The following is a 17013-nucleotide window of genomic DNA, read 5'->3' as shown; positions in this document are numbered from 1 at the left end:
TATATCCCCGTACCCGCCGATCCGCGGAGGAAAGCGATGCCACGAAACAGTCCCCTCACCGCCGTCGCCGGCCCGCCCGCCCCTGCTCCTGCCGAGGTCGCTTCCGACCTGGCGGCGGTGGGCAGTTGGGCCCCCGCCGGTGACCTGCCGCAGTCCGGGTACTTCGCGCTGCCGGACGCTTCGGCGGTCGTGCTCGGCGAGGCGTACGGCCACCGGGTGCTGATCGCAGGCGGCGAGGACGCGGCCCGTACGGCGCAGAAGGGTGCGGCGCTCTTCGACCCTGTGGAGAAGAAGTGGGAGCCGACCGGCTCGCTGTCGGTGGCCCGACGGCTGCACAGCACGACGAAACTCGCGGACGGCCGCGTCCTCGTCGTGGGCGGACTCACCGGGCCCTTCACCCGCCCCTTCGCCCCGCTCTCCTCCGCCGAGATCTACGACCCCGGCACCAAGACCTGGAAGACCACGGGTGGTGCCCTGCACGAGGCCCGCTTCTCCCACTCCGCGATCGCGCTGGGCGACGGCCGGGTGCTCGTCACCGGAGGTCTCGCACCGCGCGACGCCCTCACCGAGCTGTCCCTGTCCTCCGCCGAGATCTACGACCCCGTCAAGGACGAGTGGACCCAGGTCTCGTCGATGCATGACGCCCGCAGCGGGCACCCCACGGTCGCCCTCGACCGCGGCCGGGTCCTGGTCGTCGGCGGCATGCTCTCCATCGGCCGCGGGCTCTACACCGCCTTGGCGTTCTGCGAGGTGTACGACCCCGCGGCCGGCCCGAACGGCACCTGGACCCCGGCCGGCAGCCTCCAGGTGGCCCGCAAGGCCCACCAGGCGGTCCGGCTGGGCGACGGATCGGTCCTGGTCACCGGAGGGGACAGCACGGGCGCGCTGCACGACTGGACGTACAACGCCTACAGCCAGTGGGTCACCGAGCGGTTCAACCCGGCGAACGGCACCTGGAGCGAGGTCGAGCCGATGTCGGTCGGCCGCAGCCATCACCGAGCCGTCGCGCTGCGCTCCGGCAAGGTGTTGGTGATCGGCGGCACGGAGGACGCCACATTCGACGTCGGCTACCAGAACGCCGAGATCTACGACCCCTCAGTCGGCCCGCGGGGCACCTGGACCTCGACCGGCGGCATGGTCACCGGCCGCTGGGCCGGCGTGGCGGCCGAGCTCGAGGACGGCCGTGTGCTCGCCGCCGGAGGCCTGATCCGTTCCGGCGCGGCATCCCCGGACAGCGCGGACGTCATCACCGCCGCATCCGAACTCTTCACGGCCTGACGACCGACGACGGAAGCCGAATTCACAAGGAGCAGGGGTCATGACACGTTCGAGCGCCTTGGCCGGGGGCGGGCTGCCGTCCGTCGCCGCGGGTGCGGCCGTCGGCGGCTGGACCGCCGTCGGCGCGCTGCCCTCGCCGCGGCAGTGGCCGTCCTCGGAAGAGAGCGCAGTGCTGCTGGACGACGGGACGGCGCTGGCGGCGGGAGGCGCGGTGGTCCGTGGCATCGGCACCGGGGAGTGCCTGCTCTTCGACCCGGGGAGCAGGACCTGGCAGCCCACCGGAGGAATGCAACAGCCGCGCCTGCTGCACTCCTTGACCAAGCTGGAGGACGGCAAGGTCCTCGCGGTGGGCGGCATGGTGCAGACGGACAGCCTGCCGTTCACCTACCTCGCCACCGCCGAGCTCTACGACCCGGCCCGTAAGACCTGGACCCCGGCCGGAAAGCTGGCCACTCCCCGGGCCCTGCACACCGCGACCCTGCTCCCGGGCGGAAAGGTGCTGGTGGCGGGAGGGATCGGTGACCAAACTCCTGGCGTACGGCGCAACCTGCGCTCGGCCGAGGTGTACGACCCCGACTCCCGCACCTGGACTGTGGCCGAGCCGATGACCGACGCCCGCTCGGACCACATCGCCGTCCGGCTCACCGACGGTCGAGTGCTGCTGGTCGGCGGCAACGCGGGCGCAGACCTCTATCTGCACGTACGGCAGTCGTTCTGCGAGCTGTACGACCCGGTGACCGGCACCTGGGCCCCCACCGGAAGCCTCCGCATGCCCCGCAGCGGCCACCAGGCCACCCCGCTCGGCGACGGCACCGTCCTCGTCACCGGCGGATTCCCCCTCACCATGCGCCGGGCGCGGATGTTCTCCGCGCACAGCCTTTGGCAGACCGAGCTCTACAACCCGGGCTCCGGCCTGTGGACACCGAGCGGCAGCATGCCCGCCGGCCGGTCCTCCCACCGCGCGCTGCTGCTGCGTTCGGGCCGGGTCCTGGTCCTGGGCGGGACGGACTCGGCCACCGAGGACGTGGGGTACGCAGCCGCCACCGTGTACGACCCGAGGACCCGCACCTGGACCCCGGCCGCCGGACTGACCACCGGCCGCTCCTACTGCTCCGCGACCCTGCTGGGCGACGGAACGGTCCTGGCCGCCGGCGGAACCGTACGGTCGGGAATGGCGGATCCGGGCTACGCCCGGGACCTCCTGACCGAGACCAGCGAACTCTTCACCGAATAACCGAACAGGGGGAGTTGGGGGAGTGCGGTCAGTGCGGTGAAAGCTGATCCCGCGCCCGCAACACCGCGTCGGTCAGCCGCCGCAGCGACGCCGAATCGTCCGTCATGGCACAGAGCGCGGCGACGACGGCGCCGCGGCGGTCGGTGACGGGAGCCGCCACGCACCGCACCCCGTCCACGACATCGCCGTGGTCGACGGCGAACCCGGCATCCCGGATCCGCGCCGCCTCCTGGGACCACGACCCGGTCGACTCAAGCACTGGCAGCCCGGGCCCTGCACCCGAACCGCACGCTCCGGCGACGAGCACCTTGCCGGCGGCGGTGTTCCAGGGAAAGGTCATGCCGCTGCGCACGGGCATGACGGCCTCCAGCTCGCCCGGCGCCGTCGCGGCGGCCATCGTGCGGCCCTCCTCCAGTACGAACAGACCCACCGTCGCCCCGGTCGCCCGCGCCAGTTCGCGCACCGGTCTGCGGGCCGCGGCGAGCAGCCCCGGGGACGGCTGCCAGCTCGCGCCCAGCCGGAAGATTCGCGGCCCCACCCGGAACACCGCGCCGGACCGCTCCACCGCGCCCAGCTCCACCAACTGCTCCAAGAGCCTGCGCGCCGTTGTCTTCGGCAGACCCGCGGCCGCGGCCAAAGTGGTCAACCGCGCCTGGCCGACCTGCTCCACGGCATCGAGCAGCGCGAACGCCCCTTCCAGCACCCCACGTCCGGCCCCCGGCGAATTGCTTGTCCTCACTGCCGAATCCTTTTCCGTGCAGCAACCCAACTAACCGGCTCATTACGGGACAGCGAAGCACATTGCCATGTACGTGAGATAAATGATCGAGATCTTGCACCGCTTGCGACGGGGCGTTTCAGACGAGCGCGGGTGTGGGGGCGGGCAGGTAGGGGGTGATGTTGCGCCATGCGCGCTCGATGTATTCCTCCTTCTCGCCGACCGGGGCGACATAGTGCAGCGCGCTTTCGGCGGCGTCGTTGCCCTGGAGGCGGGCGATGATCCAGGCGGCGAGGTAGTGCGAGGCCAGGCAGCCGCCGGCGGTGGCGATGTTGTCCTTGGCGTAGAAGGGCTGGTTGAGCACCTCGACGCCGGCGGCAATGACCCAGGGCTTGGTGGTCAGGTCGGTGCAGGCGGGGATGTCGTGGAGCAGGCCGAGCTTGGCCAGCACGAGCGCGCCGGAGCACTGTGCCGTGATGAGTTGGCGCGAGGGGTCCAGGCCGCGCAGGACGCTCATGATCGCCTGGTCTTCGACGACCTCGCGGGTGGCGATGCCGCTGCCGACGATGACGGCGTCAGCGGCACACGCCTCCTCGAGCGTGGACATCTGCTCGATGGTCACCCCGTTCATCGACGTCACCTTGGGGCTGGGGGTGGCGATGGTGACGCGCCAGCCATCGGTCTTGATGCGGTTGAGCACACCGAGCGCGATCAGGGAGTCGAGCTCGTTGTAGCCCTCGAAGGTGAGGATGGCGATGTGCACGGCGGCTGTCCTTCCGGAGGAGTGGGTCTTGACGGTAAGAACCCGTGAGCAGGACAGTCAAAGAATTGTCATGGATACACTTCTGCACATGGCAGCCTCGCGGTACAAAGCGCTGGTCGACGCGTTCGCATCCGGCATCCGGACCGGGCGGCTCGCCGCAGGCGTGCGGCTGCCGACACACCGCGGACTCGCCGCCCAGGAGGGCATCGCCGTGGTGACCGCGACCCGGGTGTACGCCGAGCTGGAAGCGATGGGCCTGGTGAGCCGGGAACAGGGCCGCGGCACGTTCGTGCGGGAGATCGCCGTTCCCGCCGGTCACGGCATCGATCAGCAGCTCGTCGCCACGGACGCGGTCGACCTGAGCTTCAACTATCCGTCGCTGCCCGGCCAATCCGATCTCCTGCGACAGGCCCTGCGAGAGGTGGCGACCTCCGGTGAACTCGACTCACTGCTGCGCTACCAACCACATCGAGGGCGTCCCCAGGACAGAGCCTCGATCGCACGGCACCTGAGGCGTCGAGGCATCAGCCCTGACGCCGATCAGACCCTCATCGTCAACGGTGCGCAGCACGGCCTGGCCATCACCGTCATGGCCGCGCTCAACGCCGGCGACGTCGTCGCGGTCGACGCACTCACCTACCCGGGTTTCAAGATCCTCGCGGATGCCTTTCGTCTGGACCTCGAGCCCATTCCCACAACCACCGACGGACCGGATCTCGATGCCTTCGAGAAGCTGTGCGCGAGCCGCCCTGTGCGCGCGGTCTACACCATGCCGACCTTGCACAACCCGCTGGGCTGGGTCATGCCGGAAAGTGAGCGCACGCGCCTGATCAAGATCGCTCGGCAGCATGGATCGCTCATCATCGAAGACGCCTCCTACGCCTACCTGGCCGAGGACCCTCCACCGCCTCTGGCTGACACCGCGCCGGACATCACTGTCTACGTCTCGGGCCTGTCCAAGAGCATTGCCACCGGCCTCCGGGTCGGCTTCGTCGTCGCCCCGCCCTCCATGGTGTCGTCGCTCGAACGCGCGATTCGGGCAACCACCTGGAACACCCCGGCCCTCACCACCGCGATCGCCTGCCGCTGGCTCGACGACGGCACGGTGGACCACCTGGAAGCGCAGAAACGAGACGACGCCAGGGCCCGCCAAGTACTCGCCAGACAGGAGCTGGCAGGACTGCCACTCATCAGCCACCCCTCGTCCTACTTCACATGGCTGCCGCTGCCCGACGACGCACGCGCCGATCGCCTGTGCGCCACCCTCGCCCGTCAGCGCATCTCCGTCAGCACGGCGGAGCCCTTCACCACCTCCAGGCACACACCACAGGCACTTCGCCTCGCCCTCGGCTCGACAGATCTGGACCGTCTCCGGTCGACGCTGCGCACAGTGCGACGGGTTGCCATCGAGGACGCCTGTGCCTGAACCTCCAGGCTCCGAGGCACGGGCCGCAGTTTCCGGCGCGCTCCTCGTAAGGGGCGCAGGTTTCCGGCCTCGCTCTTCCGGCCGCCTCACCGTGCAGCGCCCCGTGGTTCCCCGGGCGCATGCGAGGCCGGCCTGCCAAGGTGGTCCACGCGTACGGGGCTGCTGGGGGTTCTGCCCGGCAGGCTCAGAGGTAGAGACCGGCCCGGAAGGTGAACGAGACGAGTTGCGCTCGATCCCGTGCGCCGACCTTCGTCATGGCCCGTACCGCATGCGTCTTCACGGTGAACGGCGACACGGACAGCTGGGCCGCGATCTCGTCGTTGCCGAGACCGCTCGCGACGAGAAGGACCACGTCGCGCTCCCTGGGTGTCAGGGCGTCGAAGCGTCGCAGCAGTTCCTGGTCGATCGCCGGGGGCGGACTGTCGGTCATGTGACCGATGAGCGCGGCCGTCGCGGCAGCCGACAGCGCACCGCCACCGCTGACGACCTCGGTGATTCCGGCGACGAGTTCAGCGGGGCTCACGGTCTTGCTCAGGAACCCGTTGGCGCCCGCGCGCAGGGCGGCGAGAACGATGTCGTCCTGGTCAAAGGTGGTCAGCACGATCACCCGCGTCTTTTCGGGTGGGTGCTCTTCGCGGATCCGGCGGGTGGCTTCGACACCGTCGATGCCGGGCATCCGGATGTCCATCAGGACCAGGTCGACAGGGTGGTCCCGCAGGAAGGGGACGGCCTGGAGTCCATCGGAGAGATCACCCACGACCACGAGACTCGGGTCGAGCCGGAGCATCGCTTTGATGCCGGCCCTGATGTCGTCCTGGTCGTCGACGATCAGAATCCGTGTCGTCATACGACGGCTCCCAGGGGGCTGAACTCCGCATGGACCCGGAATCGCCCGTCGTCACTGTCGATCGTCAGCCGCCCGTTGGAGGACTCGACGCGTTCGCGCATCCCCACGAGTCCCAGTCCGCTGCCCGAGCCGGAGCCGCGCAGTGAGTGACCGACACGGTTCTCCACGGTGAGGCAGATCCTGCCGTCCCGCTCGCGCACATCCACCGTTGCCGTCCCGTCCCCATGCCGGTAGGCATTCGTGAGCGCTTCCTGAACTACCCGGTAGACCGTCACGCCGACGCTGGGCTCCACGAAACCGGCGGGGATGCCGATGGAGGGCCGGACGTCGAGGCCGATGCTCTCGAACGAGGCGACAAGGCCTTCCAAGCCGCTGAGCGCCGGGGTCGGCCGGAGCGCCTCGTCGCCCGGGACGTCGTCTCCGAGGCGGAGGAGCGTGAGGATCCGTTGCGTTTCGACGACGACGGTGCGGGCGCTGGACCTGGCCGAGACGAGGGCCTGCCGGGCGGACTCTGCGTCTGCGGGCAGCCCGATCTCCGCGGCACCGAGATGCATGCTCAGCATCGCGACCTGGTGGCCGATGACGTCGTGGAGGTCCCTGGCGATGCGCAGTCGTTCCTCGGTGACCCGTCGGGTGGCTTCGATCTCGCGGGTGGCGATGGCGCTCTCGGCCCGTTCCTCCAGGGTCCGCCAGTGCTCTCGATGGATGCGCAGCGCGGCCCCTGTCGCACCTCCCGCTATCGCTGAGAAGAGTGCGGCGGCTCCCACGATCGCACCGCCACGGAATCCTCCAAGCGTCATGTACGCCCCCAGGAAGAACGCCGCCACGATGCCGGTTCCGGCCAGCGGCTGCTTCCCCCTCAGGGTGACCGAGAACAGCACGAGCACGGCCATCATCCACACCGACAGGGGGTCGTGACCCACTGCTGTGACGGCGAAGGACGCGGCGCTCGCCACGACCAGTCCTGCCCACGGCCTCCGCCAGGAGAGGGCGACACCGCCACCGGCGAGGAGCACGGCCAGGGCCGTAGGCCGATCCGACCCTCTCAGGATCACTGCCACGATCTGTCCGGTGAACACCAGCGCGGCCACCGAATAGGCGACCAGGTGCAGCGCCTCGGGGCGGCGGACCCACACGGGTGCCACGGGCCCGTCCTGATTGTTCCGCGCCTTGACCATGGCCTGATTCTCGTCCACGTGTGCTGCGGCCGTGTACTTCGAATGAAGTAGACGGCGAGCCCGGTCCGGGCGATGGGGACGGCAGAACTCACTCGATTCGAAGTGGATGGCAGAACTACTTCGTTCGAAGTACGCACCCCCTCCGGAAGCCGCTGAGACTCCTCATCGAGGCGACCGTCTCACACCATCACGATCACAAAACGGGACACCCGATGACTCAGACCACCGTGACTTCGAGCACGACCACGACCACGACCACGACCACGTCTTCCGGGCTGCGCTCGCTCTACCTGATCCGAGTCGCCTTCTCCCTGATCTGGGTGGCACTCGTCGTCACGAACTCCACCTCGCTGGTGTCGACGGACAGGCCCACCGTGGTCGCGTCCGTGCTGCTCGTCGTCTACCCCCTGTGGGACGCCATCGCCACGCTCCTCGAACATCGCATGGCCAATGCCGGCTCCATGGACCGCGTCGGTACCACCAACGTGGCTCTCGGACTCGTCACCGCCGCGGGGATGATCGCCGTCGCCTTCTCCACCATCGGCACGGCCCTGCTCGTGTTCGGCCTCTGGGCCCTTGCTTCCGGAGCGATCCAGCTCGTGGTGGCGATCCGGCGCCGACGCACCGTCGGAGCCCAGTGGCCCATGGTCATCAGCGGCGGACAGTCCGTCGTCGCCGGTGCCTCCATCGCCGCCATGTCCACCTCGGCGACGAGTGGCCTGTCCACCGTCGCCGGATACTCCGCCTTCGGTGCCTTCTGGTTCCTTGTCTCCGTCACCGCCCTGAGCATCCGCAGCCGACGCGAAAAGCGTTGAGCCGGGGGCTTGTCGGCCCGGTCCGGAGCGGTCAGGCAGCGAGGAGCTTGCGCTTCTGGTCCTCGAACTCCGCTTCGGTGAGAACACCCTGGGACTTGAGCTCGCCGAGCTGCTTCAGCTGCTCGATCTTGCTGCTCATGTCGGGGGCCGGCGGAGCCGCGGCAGGCTCGGCAGCATACGTCGGCTGCGGCGCGGGCTCCTGGTATCCCTGCTGGGCGGCCCAGCGTCCCTGCTGTCGGCGTGACACACGGTTCGATACGGCGGTGGCCGTTCCGGCGACGACGGCCGTACGGGCGACTCCTCGGAGTAGACCCGGCATGGCGATCTCCCTTCTCACTTCCCCCTGTCTGCGGCAGTCCGGGCCGGACAACCGGCACCGGTTGTCGGTCAGGGGGCGGACTCCATCGCGTCGAGCGCGGCCAGGACGGTGGGCACCGGGATCCTCCCGGAGGCGACCAGCTCGGCACCGCTGCGATGCAGGGCGGCGGCGAACGGGGCGGCCCACAGGTTCTCGTAGATCAGGACGCCGGCGGAGTTGCCGGGCTTCAGCGCGGCGGCTGCCTCATCGAGGTCGTCCTGGCCCAGCAGTCCGGAGGACGCTCCTTCGAACACGGCCAGGTCGAGTTCGCCGTCTCCGGTGAGGTCGCCGATCTCCAGGCCGGTCACCGACCCGTCGGCGTCCTTGCGGATGAACGTCAGGTCGAGGATGCGGATGAGGCCACGGTCCACCAGATCGACCAGGAGCGGCAGGCCCTCGCCGGTCATTCGGTTACCCGGAAACTCGACGACCAGATAGTCGATCGGTCCCATCTCGCCGGATGTGTCGACTTCATTGAATGCGTCGCTCACGGCGTCACCTCTGCGCTTGTGGCTATTCCCCCATGCCATTGCATCACCGGACCGCGGCGGTCGCACTTCGTGATCGGTTCACTCGTCGGCCGCACAGCCGGGCTGCATAGGGCAACGGTCGCGGGCCACGTTCCGAGCAGAGCTGGCTTCAGGGGGCGCAAACCCCGCTGCACGGTCCCAGCCACAGTGGACCGCAGCCGTAATCGGTCCAGTTGCACCACCACGGATGGGAGTAGCACACCATGTCGCAGCTGCCGGTCCCCGCGCACTGGGAATTGCAGTCCATGACCTGGGTGCCCTGACCGCTGCGAGGCGCCGCGCCTTGCTTGTCGGCGGGGCCCAGCACCATGAGAACCCCCCGCGCCCCGCTCTCGCCGAACGCCGCCACGGCCGCCGTCACCAGCCCTTCGAGGGCTGCTCCCCGCTGGCGCCCCGCGATGATCTGCGGTGCCAGCCGCGTCGCGTCGTCCAGGACTGCGGACTGCTCGGCCGACAGAGCGGCGTGTGTCTTCCGGTAATGCGCGAAGTGCGCCACCCATAGATCACTCCGCGCGGAAGCGGACAGCGAACCGTAAATGGCACGCCGATAGTCCGCGGGGTAGGAGACGAATTCGGAGTAGCCGGAGGGCAACCGGTCGAGGTTGGCCTTCACCCATCGCGACGCCTTACTGCCCCTGGCGCGGGTCACCGCCTGCGCGGGTGAGGCTGCCAGGCCACCGGTGACCAGAAACGTTCCCAGGGCCAGCCCCGGCACGGCCTTGAGGATTCCTCGACGGCTCGGGGGCCGCAGCGCATCGAGGCCGCGGAGCGCACGCACCACCCGCAGCGAGTCCGACGGCCCCAGCAGCCGCGCCAGGCGGAGGGACAGCGCGGTTCCGGTCCAGGCCCGCACCTGGTCGCCGTCGACCGCCAACAGGGTCGGGGCCCACTCGGCCCCGTCTCCCAGAGCGCGCGTGCGCAGGCCGCGAATACGGGGTTCCGTGAGGCCCGCAGTGGTCAACGTGCCGTCGGTGGACGCGCGAACCCGACCCACCACTTCTTCACAGAATCGACAGTCGGCGTCGAATGCCAATATCCACTCGGTCACAATATTCTCCCCACGTTTATGTGACAGCTCGTCCCATGGTGCCCGTGCGGTGTGAGTTCGAAATCATTTGCCGGCACGTCTGGAAGCGTCAATCATTTCGACGAGGAACGAAACGTTTTCCGGTGCCGGGGTCGCCTCATGTGAGGATGTGGCCATGGCGTGGCTGAGGAAACGCGGGAGGCGGACGGTCGGGCTCGTGGTCGCGGCGAGTGCGGCGCTGGCGCTGACCTCCTGCAGCCCGGGCGGCTCCGGCGAGGGAGAATCCGGGGACCGCGAGGCGAAGTACCAGCGCGTCATCGAAGACCCTCACCCACGTCCCGCCGACGTCATCGCGGCGGCCGGCGCACCCGCCGACGTGGTTCGCGCGGACGACGGCTCGCTGCTTCTGACGTACGACGCCGGCAACGTCGAGGACGACGAGGGGCCGGCCGCTTCCGCCTGGCGCATCGTCGGCCCCGACGGCCGCACGGTCGCCGAGCACGCGGAACACACGGACGCGGAGGCGGCGCCGGTCGCGTTCAAGGGGGTGCCCGGGGGCTTCGTACGGGTGCCGTCGGAGGGAGGGACCGAGGGAGCGTATGCCCTGGATGTACACGGAAAGCGGCACAAGGTCGTCATCACCGGCACCCCGATGCGTATCCGCCCCGGCGACATCCTGCTTGCCGAAATGGAGCCGACCCTCATCTACCGCCCCGCCACGCGCGCTGTCGCACCCCCGGCCGGAGTGCCGGACGACGCCATCCAGCTCGCCGTCGACGAGCGGGGCACGGCCTGGAGCCTGGAGCAGCGCCTGACCGAAGACCCCGACCGCGTCCTCTGGCAGCGCGATGGCCGTACCCTCGGCTCCACGGCCGTCCCGAAGTCGTATGAGGGAGGCATCCTCGCCGCGCGGGGTGGCACCGCGGCGCTGTCCCTCACCCGGGGCGAGAGCGTGCGCGGCCTGTTGGCGACAACGGACGGCGGCAGGCACTGGCAGACGGTCCTCGGCAACGGCATTCCCTTCAGGGACCTGAAGCGTGGCCCGGAGTCGCTGGTCCTGGAGGTGCTCGCGGACGGGCGGCTGCTCGTCGGCGAGGAAGGCGGCCGCTACTGGCTCGCCGACGACCGCGCCAACAGCGTCTTCCACGAGCTGAAGACACCAGCGGCATTCACGTCGTTCGTTGTCGACGGCACGACGCTCCATGGCATCGCGGACGCGACGACGGCGACGTACGACCTGGTGAAGAACGAAGGACTGTGGACCTCTCGCGACGGCGGCCGCGCATGGAAGCGCTACAAGCAGCGCGGATAGCGGCGGAACACCGCACCCCGTCACCGGTGTCGGCGGCCAGGGCGTGGATCACTGGCAGGTGTCAGGAGACTGTGGCGGACGGTGGGGTCCACCGGTGAGTGGGTGGCACCGCGTTGGAGATGCCGTAGTCCTTCTTGAGCTGTTCGGGGATGGCGTAGTGCATGACGCGTCCGCGGGTGAGGGAAGACAGTTCGAGGACCGAAGTGAGATGGCCGAGGCGGTCCAGCGCCCAGGCGCCGACAGGGGAGCGGTCCTCGATGGTTTCCAGCACGCCGAGGAGGTGGGGCACGGCCTTGACGACGGTGTCCCATGAGGTGCGGGGCACCTGGAGCCAGTCGGCGCACGTGTCTCCGATGAGGTGGCGGATGAGAGCGGAGACGATCGGGTCGAAGAAGGTGCCGGGCACCACCTCCTCGTAGAGGTCGATGAGTTGCCGGGTCAGGTGGGCGCCTTCCTCGGAGGGCCCCATGTGCCGGACCATGTACAGGTCGAGGAATCGGCGGGCCTCGTCAAGGGTGCCGGGGACGGCGTCCTGGTCGACGCCGAGCATCGCACCGACCACCCGCCAGGCGTAGTAGTACGCTTCCGCGCCCTCCGTCGACATGTGGATCCCGAGGCGGTGCAGGCTGTCCAGGACGAGCAGGGAGAAGAACATCTGACCGCCGATCATGTCCTCCTGACAGATCGGCGTTCCGTGGGCCGCGGTGTCCCAGCGGTTCTCGCGTGCGAGGTGATGGCGGATGGAGGCGTGCAGCAGGCGGACCTTCTGGGCTGCGGGGATGAAGCGGCTGCCGGCCTCGAAAGCGCCGGGCTGCATGAGGTAGACGGTGAACTGGCCGGTCTCCGCCATCCGCTTGGACGGGTACTTCAGCCCGTGGGTGGTGGACAACAGCTTCGCCACATGCGGAACGACATAGCAGGCGGGCATGGAGGCGAAGGACAGCGCGGTGGAGATGTGCACGTTGTTGTCGATGAAGAACAGCCGTGCCTTCTCCATCTCCCCCCAGTCGACCCAGGCCGGCGGGGCGCTGGTGGCTTCCAGGTAGTCCCGTGCGACGTCGGGCAACCCGGCCGGCAGGGGAGCGCCGGCGGTGGAGACGTAGCGCATCAGGGTGTTGAACCTGCCCACCTCCCCGCGCTCGAAGAGTGCGGCGACGGTCGCGTCGGCGAGATCGTCACCGGTCTGCCGCAGGGCGTCCATCGACGCCTCGGTGTAATTCATGGCGTGGCTCCTTGTTCTCGACAGGGGTCGCCCGCGACCGGGGGACGGAACGGCGGCCAGGAACGGCACTGGCCCCGTACCTGTGCGCGGGTCAGGACGGGCGGACCGCCGCCGAATGCGCCAGCGCGGTCAGGGCTGCGGCGGCGTGTGCCGGTACGTCCAGCTCATGGAGAGCGCCGAGAGCCTCTTCGACCCGGGCGGTGATCATGTCCTCGATGCGGTCGGGTGCCCTGAGCCGGCGCATCACCTCGCGTACCGCGTGCAGACCCTCCCCGTCGAGGTCGCGTCGGCCCAGGAGGGCACGCAGCTGCTCTCGCTCGTCGTCTCCGGCGAGGCGCCAGGTCTCGGCCAGCAGGGCGGTGGGCCGATGGCCGCGCACGTCGTCGGCGTTGGCCTTTCCGGTGCGCTCCGGGTTTCCGAACAGGCCGAGCAGGTCGTCCCGCAGCTGGAACGCCTCGCCCAGCGGCAGTCCGTACGCGGAGTAGCCCTCGCGCAGCCGCGCCCCCGCCCCGGCCAGGGCGCCACCGATCAACAGGGGGTGCTCGACGGTGTACTTGGCGGTCTTGTACCGGATCACCTTCAGCGACGCACCGGTGTCCGGACCGGCTCCGGTCCGCAGAATCTCCAGGCACTCGCCCGCGATCAGCTCCCGGGCCAGCACCGACCAGAGCGGGCGGGCCCGTGCCAGATACGCGGCGGGCAGACCGCTGGTCGCGAACACCTGCCCGGCCAACGCCATCAGCAGGTCTCCCACCAGCATCGCCAGCGACCGGGCGGCGGCAACGGCACGGGGGCGACGGCGTACCGCACCGCGCAGCGCGATATGTGCGGTGGGCCTGCCGTGCCGCAGCGGGCTGTCATCGATGAGGTCGTCGTGCACGATGGCCGCGGCATGCACCAGCTCCATGGAAGCCGCCGCCCGCACCAGTGCGTCGCTGTCCGGCTGCCCCACCGCGCGCCAACCCCAGTAGCAGAACGCCGCCCGCAGCCGCTTTCCGTCCGCGACCGCGGCCTCCAACTGTTCGGCCACCGGCCCCAGAAGTGGATCGATCGCCGCCAACTGATCGGCCTCCTGCATGATGAACCTGCGCAGTACCTCGTCGACGCGGGTCTTGAACGCGGCCGGCTCCCACCGGTCAGACATCATCGGCTGCCTGCCGAGCCTGGACATGCCGGGCGAGAAGCTCCAAGTGGGCGGGGGGTACGGCCGCATACCGGTCCAGCGCCAGACGCCCGCGCGCCGCCAGATCGTGCCGGGCTTCCGCCGCCAGGTCCGCGGTGTCCGAGCGGCGCAGCAGCCCCCGCACCGCGCCCAAGGCCGAACCCAGCGTGCTCACCGCCAGATCGGCCAGCCCGGCCACCAACAGCACGGCCCGGTCGTCCGGGCCCCCGCGCTGTCCCGCGTCCTGCGTCATGCCATCTCCCGCCACCCGCTGCGCATTCAGGCGACGCCGGTCGCAGCCACCCTGGCGAGCGTGGCGTCACAACAGGTGTGAAAGCAGAGGAACTCACGATCGAGTGATCACATCGCTCGGCCGTACGGATCGCAGCCGGCGCCGTCCCGCACCTGCCGCTCGGGCGGTTCGGCTGCTGGACCAGGTCCAGCGCATGGTTGCGTTCAGCTGTGCAGGGTGGGCCGGTAGATGAGTTCTTGGGTGTGGCCGTCGAAGACCCGGCTCCGGATCAGTTCGAGGTCGAAGTCGGCCGCGCCCTCGAAGACCGGGGCGGTCCCGGTCCGGCCGCTGATCACAGGGAAGATCGTCACCTGGACGCGGTCGACGAGCCCCGCGGCCATCAGCGCCCGGTTCAACGACAGGCTGCCGTGCGAGCGCAACGGCACCTCGGACTCCTCCTTGAGCCGGGCGACGACGTCGACGGCGTCGCCGGCGGCGACGGTCACGCCCGGCGCTGCGAAGGGTCCTGCGAGCGTCCTCGACACCACCGTTGTCGGCAAGCTTCGCATCCGGGAGTTCACCGGATCGAGGTCGGCCTCCGGGATCGGGCCCAGCAGCTTCTCGAACAGCCGAAAGGTGTTGGCCCCGAGAATCATCCGCTGCTCTTCGCCGATCACCGCAAGGCGGTTGTCAAGGAACTCGGGGCCCTGTTTTCCCCAGTAGCCGCCCCAGTCGCCGTCGGGGCCGTACGAGCCGTAGCCGTCAAGGGTGGAAAAGACGTCCCAGGTGTAGACAGCGGTCATGATGCTCTCCTCGAATGCGGCTGATGTTGTGTGGTGTGTCGCGGATATAGACGAGGAACGATGACGAAACTCATCGGACTTGGACGCCTGGATTCGGGGTGATGCTCAGTCGCTTGTTCGGGGGCGCTATGTTCGACCCGGCATTCGACACTCGACATGCGGAGCCGGCGTGCAGAGGGCAGAAGAACGAGCCGGGGAGCTCGCCGTCGCGGCGGCCGACGACGGGGCGGCCGACGACGCCCCCGCGGGCGGTCGGCTCCGGTTGTGGCTGGCCCTGTCGTTGGGAGCGGTCGTCCTTCTCGACGTGGTCCTCTTCGTCGTCCGCGGGTGGACGGACCAACCGGCCGTACAGGCCTGGCGGACCGTCTGCCTCGCCGTGACCGTGCAGGCGATGCCGTTCCTGCTGCTCGGCACCGCCCTGTCGGGCGCGATCAACGCGTTCGTACCGGCGCGGGTGTTCACCCGCGTACTGCCGAAGCGGCCCGTCCTCGCCGTCCCGGTCGCCGGCCTTGCCGGTGTGGTGCTGCCGGGCTGCGAGTGCGCGTCGGTGCCGGTCAGCAGCAGCCTGATCGGCAGGGGCGTCAACCCGGCTGCCGCCTTCGCGTTCCTGTTGTCGGCTCCCGCGGTCAACCCGGTGGTGCTGACGGCCACGGCCGTCGCCTTCCCCGGCAGTCCCGCGATGGTCCTGGCCCGGCTGCTGGCCTCGCTCGCCACCGCTTTCGTGATGGGCTGGCTGTGGCTCTGGCTGGGCAGGGAGAAGTGGCTGAAGCCCGCCGTACGGCACACCGGGCACCGGCCGGGCCACAGCCGCTGGACGGAGTTCCGGACCGGTTTCCAGCACGACTTCCTGCATGCCGGCGGTTTCCTGGTCCTCGGGGCCATGGCGGCGGCGACCTTCAACGTCGCGGTGCCGCGGTCCGTCCTGGACGCGTTTTCCGGTTCGCCATGGCTGTCGGTGCTCTTCCTGGCCGCTCTCGCCATCGTGCTCGCGGTGTGCTCGGAGGCCGACGCGTTCGTCGCGGCCTCGCTCACCGGCTTCTCGCCCACCGCGCGACTCGCGTTCATGGTGGTCGGGCCGATGGTCGACCTGAAGCTGATCGCCCTCCAGGCGGGTACCTTCGGGCGGGCCTTCGCCTTCCGGTTCTCCGCCGCGACGACGGTCGTGGCGGTCCTTTCCAGCGTGCTGATCGGTGGGGCCCTGTTGTGAAACGGCATGTCCAGGTGGTCCTGCTCGTCCTCAGCGGCCTCGCTCTGCTGCACGCCGCGCTCTTCACCGACCTGTATCTCAGGTACGTGAAGGAGGGGCTTCGCCCGTACCTGATCGCGTCGGGGGCGCTGCTGCTCCTGCTCGGTGTGGCGGAGGCGTGGTCGTCGTACAGGCCGAACGCGGGCGGCGAGCACGGTGAACGTCATGAGCACCGGCACGAGGACGGCGAGCACGGTGAACGTCATGGGCACGGGCACGGGCACGAGGACGGCGAGGAAGGCGAGGAAGGCGAGGAAGGCGATGTTGGGGTGCACGATCACTCCGCCGTGCCCCGCGTCGCCTGGCTCCTGTTCCTCCCGGCACTGAGCCTGCTCCTCTACGCCCCGCCCGCCCTCGGCGCGTACACCGCCTCCCGCGAGACCCCGAAGGCGGTCACCGAGCGGGAGCACTTCGATCCGCTGCCCGCGGCCTCGCCGGTCCCGCTCACCCTCACCGATTTCATCGGCCGAGTGCAGCAGGACCACGCGCGGGACATCAGGGGGCGCAGTGTCCTGCTGACCGGATTCGTCACCCCGGACAAGCGGGGCGACGGCTGGTATCTGACCCGGATCATGATCTCGTGCTGTGCGGCGGACGCTCAGTCCGTCAAGGTGCGGGTCTACGGGGCCCAAGCCCTGCCCGCGAACACCTGGGTGTCCGTCAAGGGAACCTGGCACCCCCACGGCACCCTGGGCACGAAGTCCGCAGAGGCCGCACTCGATGCCCTCGCCGTCAGGAAGGTCGCCCGGCCGGTGAACGCGTACACGGACGCTCTGCCCCTGCCGACCACGAGGTGAACCCGGACCCCGAATGCCGCAGCCCGGGGCCGCTGGCTACTTCCGGGGACCCGTCCGGCGAGACG

At 69.6% G+C, this 17013-nt stretch carries 18 protein-coding genes; 7 read left to right on the top strand and 11 right to left on the bottom strand.

The window, feature by feature from the left end; all coding sequences use genetic code 11:
* The first annotated feature begins 36 nt into the window (after positions 1–36).
* Both AB5J56_RS06050 and AB5J56_RS06045 read left to right on the top strand, forming a co-directional pair.
* Positions 37–1278, top strand: a complete 1242-nt coding sequence (locus tag AB5J56_RS06050) for a Kelch repeat-containing protein (protein ID WP_369230796.1) — start codon at positions 37–39, stop codon at positions 1276–1278.
* A 40-nt stretch (positions 1279–1318) separates the two neighbouring features.
* A complete protein-coding gene (locus AB5J56_RS06045; RefSeq protein WP_369230794.1) occupies positions 1319–2512 on the top strand; it encodes a Kelch repeat-containing protein in 1194 nt (397 codons plus the stop codon).
* Between the two features lie 28 nt (positions 2513–2540).
* Here AB5J56_RS06045 and AB5J56_RS06040 read toward each other — a convergent pair whose 3' ends face one another.
* Both AB5J56_RS06040 and AB5J56_RS06035 read right to left on the bottom strand, forming a co-directional pair.
* The gene (locus AB5J56_RS06040; protein ID WP_369230792.1) at positions 2541–3251 is read right to left on the bottom strand and encodes an IclR family transcriptional regulator; all 711 of its coding nucleotides are present in this window, start codon (positions 3249–3251) and stop codon (positions 2541–2543) included.
* Between the two features lie 118 nt (positions 3252–3369).
* Positions 3370–3993 (bottom strand): DJ-1/PfpI family protein, encoded by a 624-nt coding sequence (locus AB5J56_RS06035; protein ID WP_369230790.1) that lies wholly within the window; start codon positions 3991–3993, stop codon positions 3370–3372.
* A gap of 28 nt (positions 3994–4021) precedes the next feature.
* Between AB5J56_RS06035 and AB5J56_RS06030 the strand changes: the two genes are divergently transcribed.
* Positions 4022–5419: a PLP-dependent aminotransferase family protein gene (locus AB5J56_RS06030; protein WP_369230788.1), complete on the top strand. Its 1398-nt coding sequence runs from the start codon at positions 4022–4024 to the stop codon at positions 5417–5419.
* Between the two features lie 184 nt (positions 5420–5603).
* On the opposite strand, the gene AB5J56_RS06025 is transcribed toward AB5J56_RS06030, so the two are convergent.
* Together AB5J56_RS06025 and AB5J56_RS06020 are read right to left on the bottom strand one after the other, a co-directional pair.
* Entirely contained in the window at positions 5604–6266 is a 663-nt protein-coding gene (locus AB5J56_RS06025) for a response regulator (protein WP_369230787.1), read from the bottom strand.
* Complete coding sequence (locus AB5J56_RS06020) at positions 6263–7444, bottom strand: sensor histidine kinase (protein WP_369230785.1); 1182 nt, start codon at positions 7442–7444, stop codon at positions 6263–6265. Before AB5J56_RS06020 ends, AB5J56_RS06025 begins: the two co-directional genes overlap by 4 nt.
* Before the next feature lie 212 nt (positions 7445–7656).
* Here AB5J56_RS06020 and AB5J56_RS06015 point away from each other — a divergent pair, with 212 nt between their 5' ends.
* Positions 7657–8259, top strand: a complete 603-nt coding sequence (locus tag AB5J56_RS06015) for a DUF308 domain-containing protein (protein WP_369230783.1) — start codon at positions 7657–7659, stop codon at positions 8257–8259.
* A 31-nt stretch (positions 8260–8290) separates the two neighbouring features.
* Here the strand turns inward: AB5J56_RS06015 and AB5J56_RS06010 are convergent, their stop codons facing one another.
* The 3 genes from AB5J56_RS06010 to AB5J56_RS06000 form a co-directional block, all read right to left on the bottom strand.
* Positions 8291–8578 (bottom strand): SHOCT domain-containing protein, encoded by a 288-nt coding sequence (locus AB5J56_RS06010; RefSeq protein WP_369230781.1) that lies wholly within the window; start codon positions 8576–8578, stop codon positions 8291–8293.
* A 68-nt stretch (positions 8579–8646) separates the two neighbouring features.
* Positions 8647–9069 carry a DUF6325 family protein gene (locus AB5J56_RS06005; protein ID WP_369242374.1) on the bottom strand — a complete coding sequence of 141 codons (423 nt, stop codon included), beginning with the start codon at positions 9067–9069 and terminating at the stop codon, positions 8647–8649.
* A gap of 187 nt (positions 9070–9256) precedes the next feature.
* On the bottom strand, positions 9257–10195 hold the full coding sequence (locus AB5J56_RS06000; RefSeq protein WP_369230779.1) for a bacteriocin fulvocin C-related protein: 939 nt from the start codon (positions 10193–10195) through the stop codon (positions 9257–9259).
* A gap of 154 nt (positions 10196–10349) precedes the next feature.
* Between AB5J56_RS06000 and AB5J56_RS05995 the strand changes: the two genes are divergently transcribed.
* Positions 10350–11486, top strand: a complete 1137-nt coding sequence (locus tag AB5J56_RS05995; RefSeq protein ID WP_369230777.1) for a hypothetical protein — start codon at positions 10350–10352, stop codon at positions 11484–11486.
* A 61-nt stretch (positions 11487–11547) separates the two neighbouring features.
* On the opposite strand, the gene AB5J56_RS05990 is transcribed toward AB5J56_RS05995, so the two are convergent.
* From AB5J56_RS05990 to AB5J56_RS05975, 4 genes are all read right to left on the bottom strand, one after another.
* Positions 11548–12708 carry an oxygenase MpaB family protein gene (locus tag AB5J56_RS05990; protein WP_369230775.1) on the bottom strand — a complete coding sequence of 387 codons (1161 nt, stop codon included), beginning with the start codon at positions 12706–12708 and terminating at the stop codon, positions 11548–11550.
* 91 nt (positions 12709–12799) lie between these two features.
* Positions 12800–13855, bottom strand: coding sequence for a polyprenyl synthetase family protein (locus AB5J56_RS05985; RefSeq protein WP_369230773.1), 1056 nt, complete (start codon positions 13853–13855; stop codon positions 12800–12802).
* Positions 13845–14123, bottom strand: a complete 279-nt coding sequence (locus AB5J56_RS05980; protein WP_369230771.1) for a polyprenyl synthetase — start codon at positions 14121–14123, stop codon at positions 13845–13847. The genes AB5J56_RS05985 and AB5J56_RS05980 overlap by 11 nt, the downstream gene beginning before the upstream one ends.
* 203 nt (positions 14124–14326) lie before the next feature.
* On the bottom strand, positions 14327–14905 hold the full coding sequence (locus tag AB5J56_RS05975; RefSeq protein ID WP_369230769.1) for a dihydrofolate reductase family protein: 579 nt from the start codon (positions 14903–14905) through the stop codon (positions 14327–14329).
* Between the two features lie 169 nt (positions 14906–15074).
* Here AB5J56_RS05975 and AB5J56_RS05970 point away from each other — a divergent pair, with 169 nt between their 5' ends.
* Positions 15075–16112 (top strand): permease, encoded by a 1038-nt coding sequence (locus AB5J56_RS05970; protein ID WP_369230767.1) that lies wholly within the window; start codon positions 15075–15077, stop codon positions 16110–16112.
* On the top strand, positions 16109–16948 hold the full coding sequence (locus AB5J56_RS05965; protein WP_369230765.1) for a TIGR03943 family protein: 840 nt from the start codon (positions 16109–16111) through the stop codon (positions 16946–16948). The genes AB5J56_RS05970 and AB5J56_RS05965 overlap by 4 nt, the downstream gene beginning before the upstream one ends.
* Positions 16949–17013: the final 65 nt, after the last annotated feature.

The sequence above is a fragment of the Streptomyces sp. R21 genome, from assembly GCF_041051975.1.
Taxonomy (GTDB): domain Bacteria; phylum Actinomycetota; class Actinomycetes; order Streptomycetales; family Streptomycetaceae; genus Streptomyces.
This window is presented reverse-complemented; position numbering and strand designations above follow the sequence as displayed.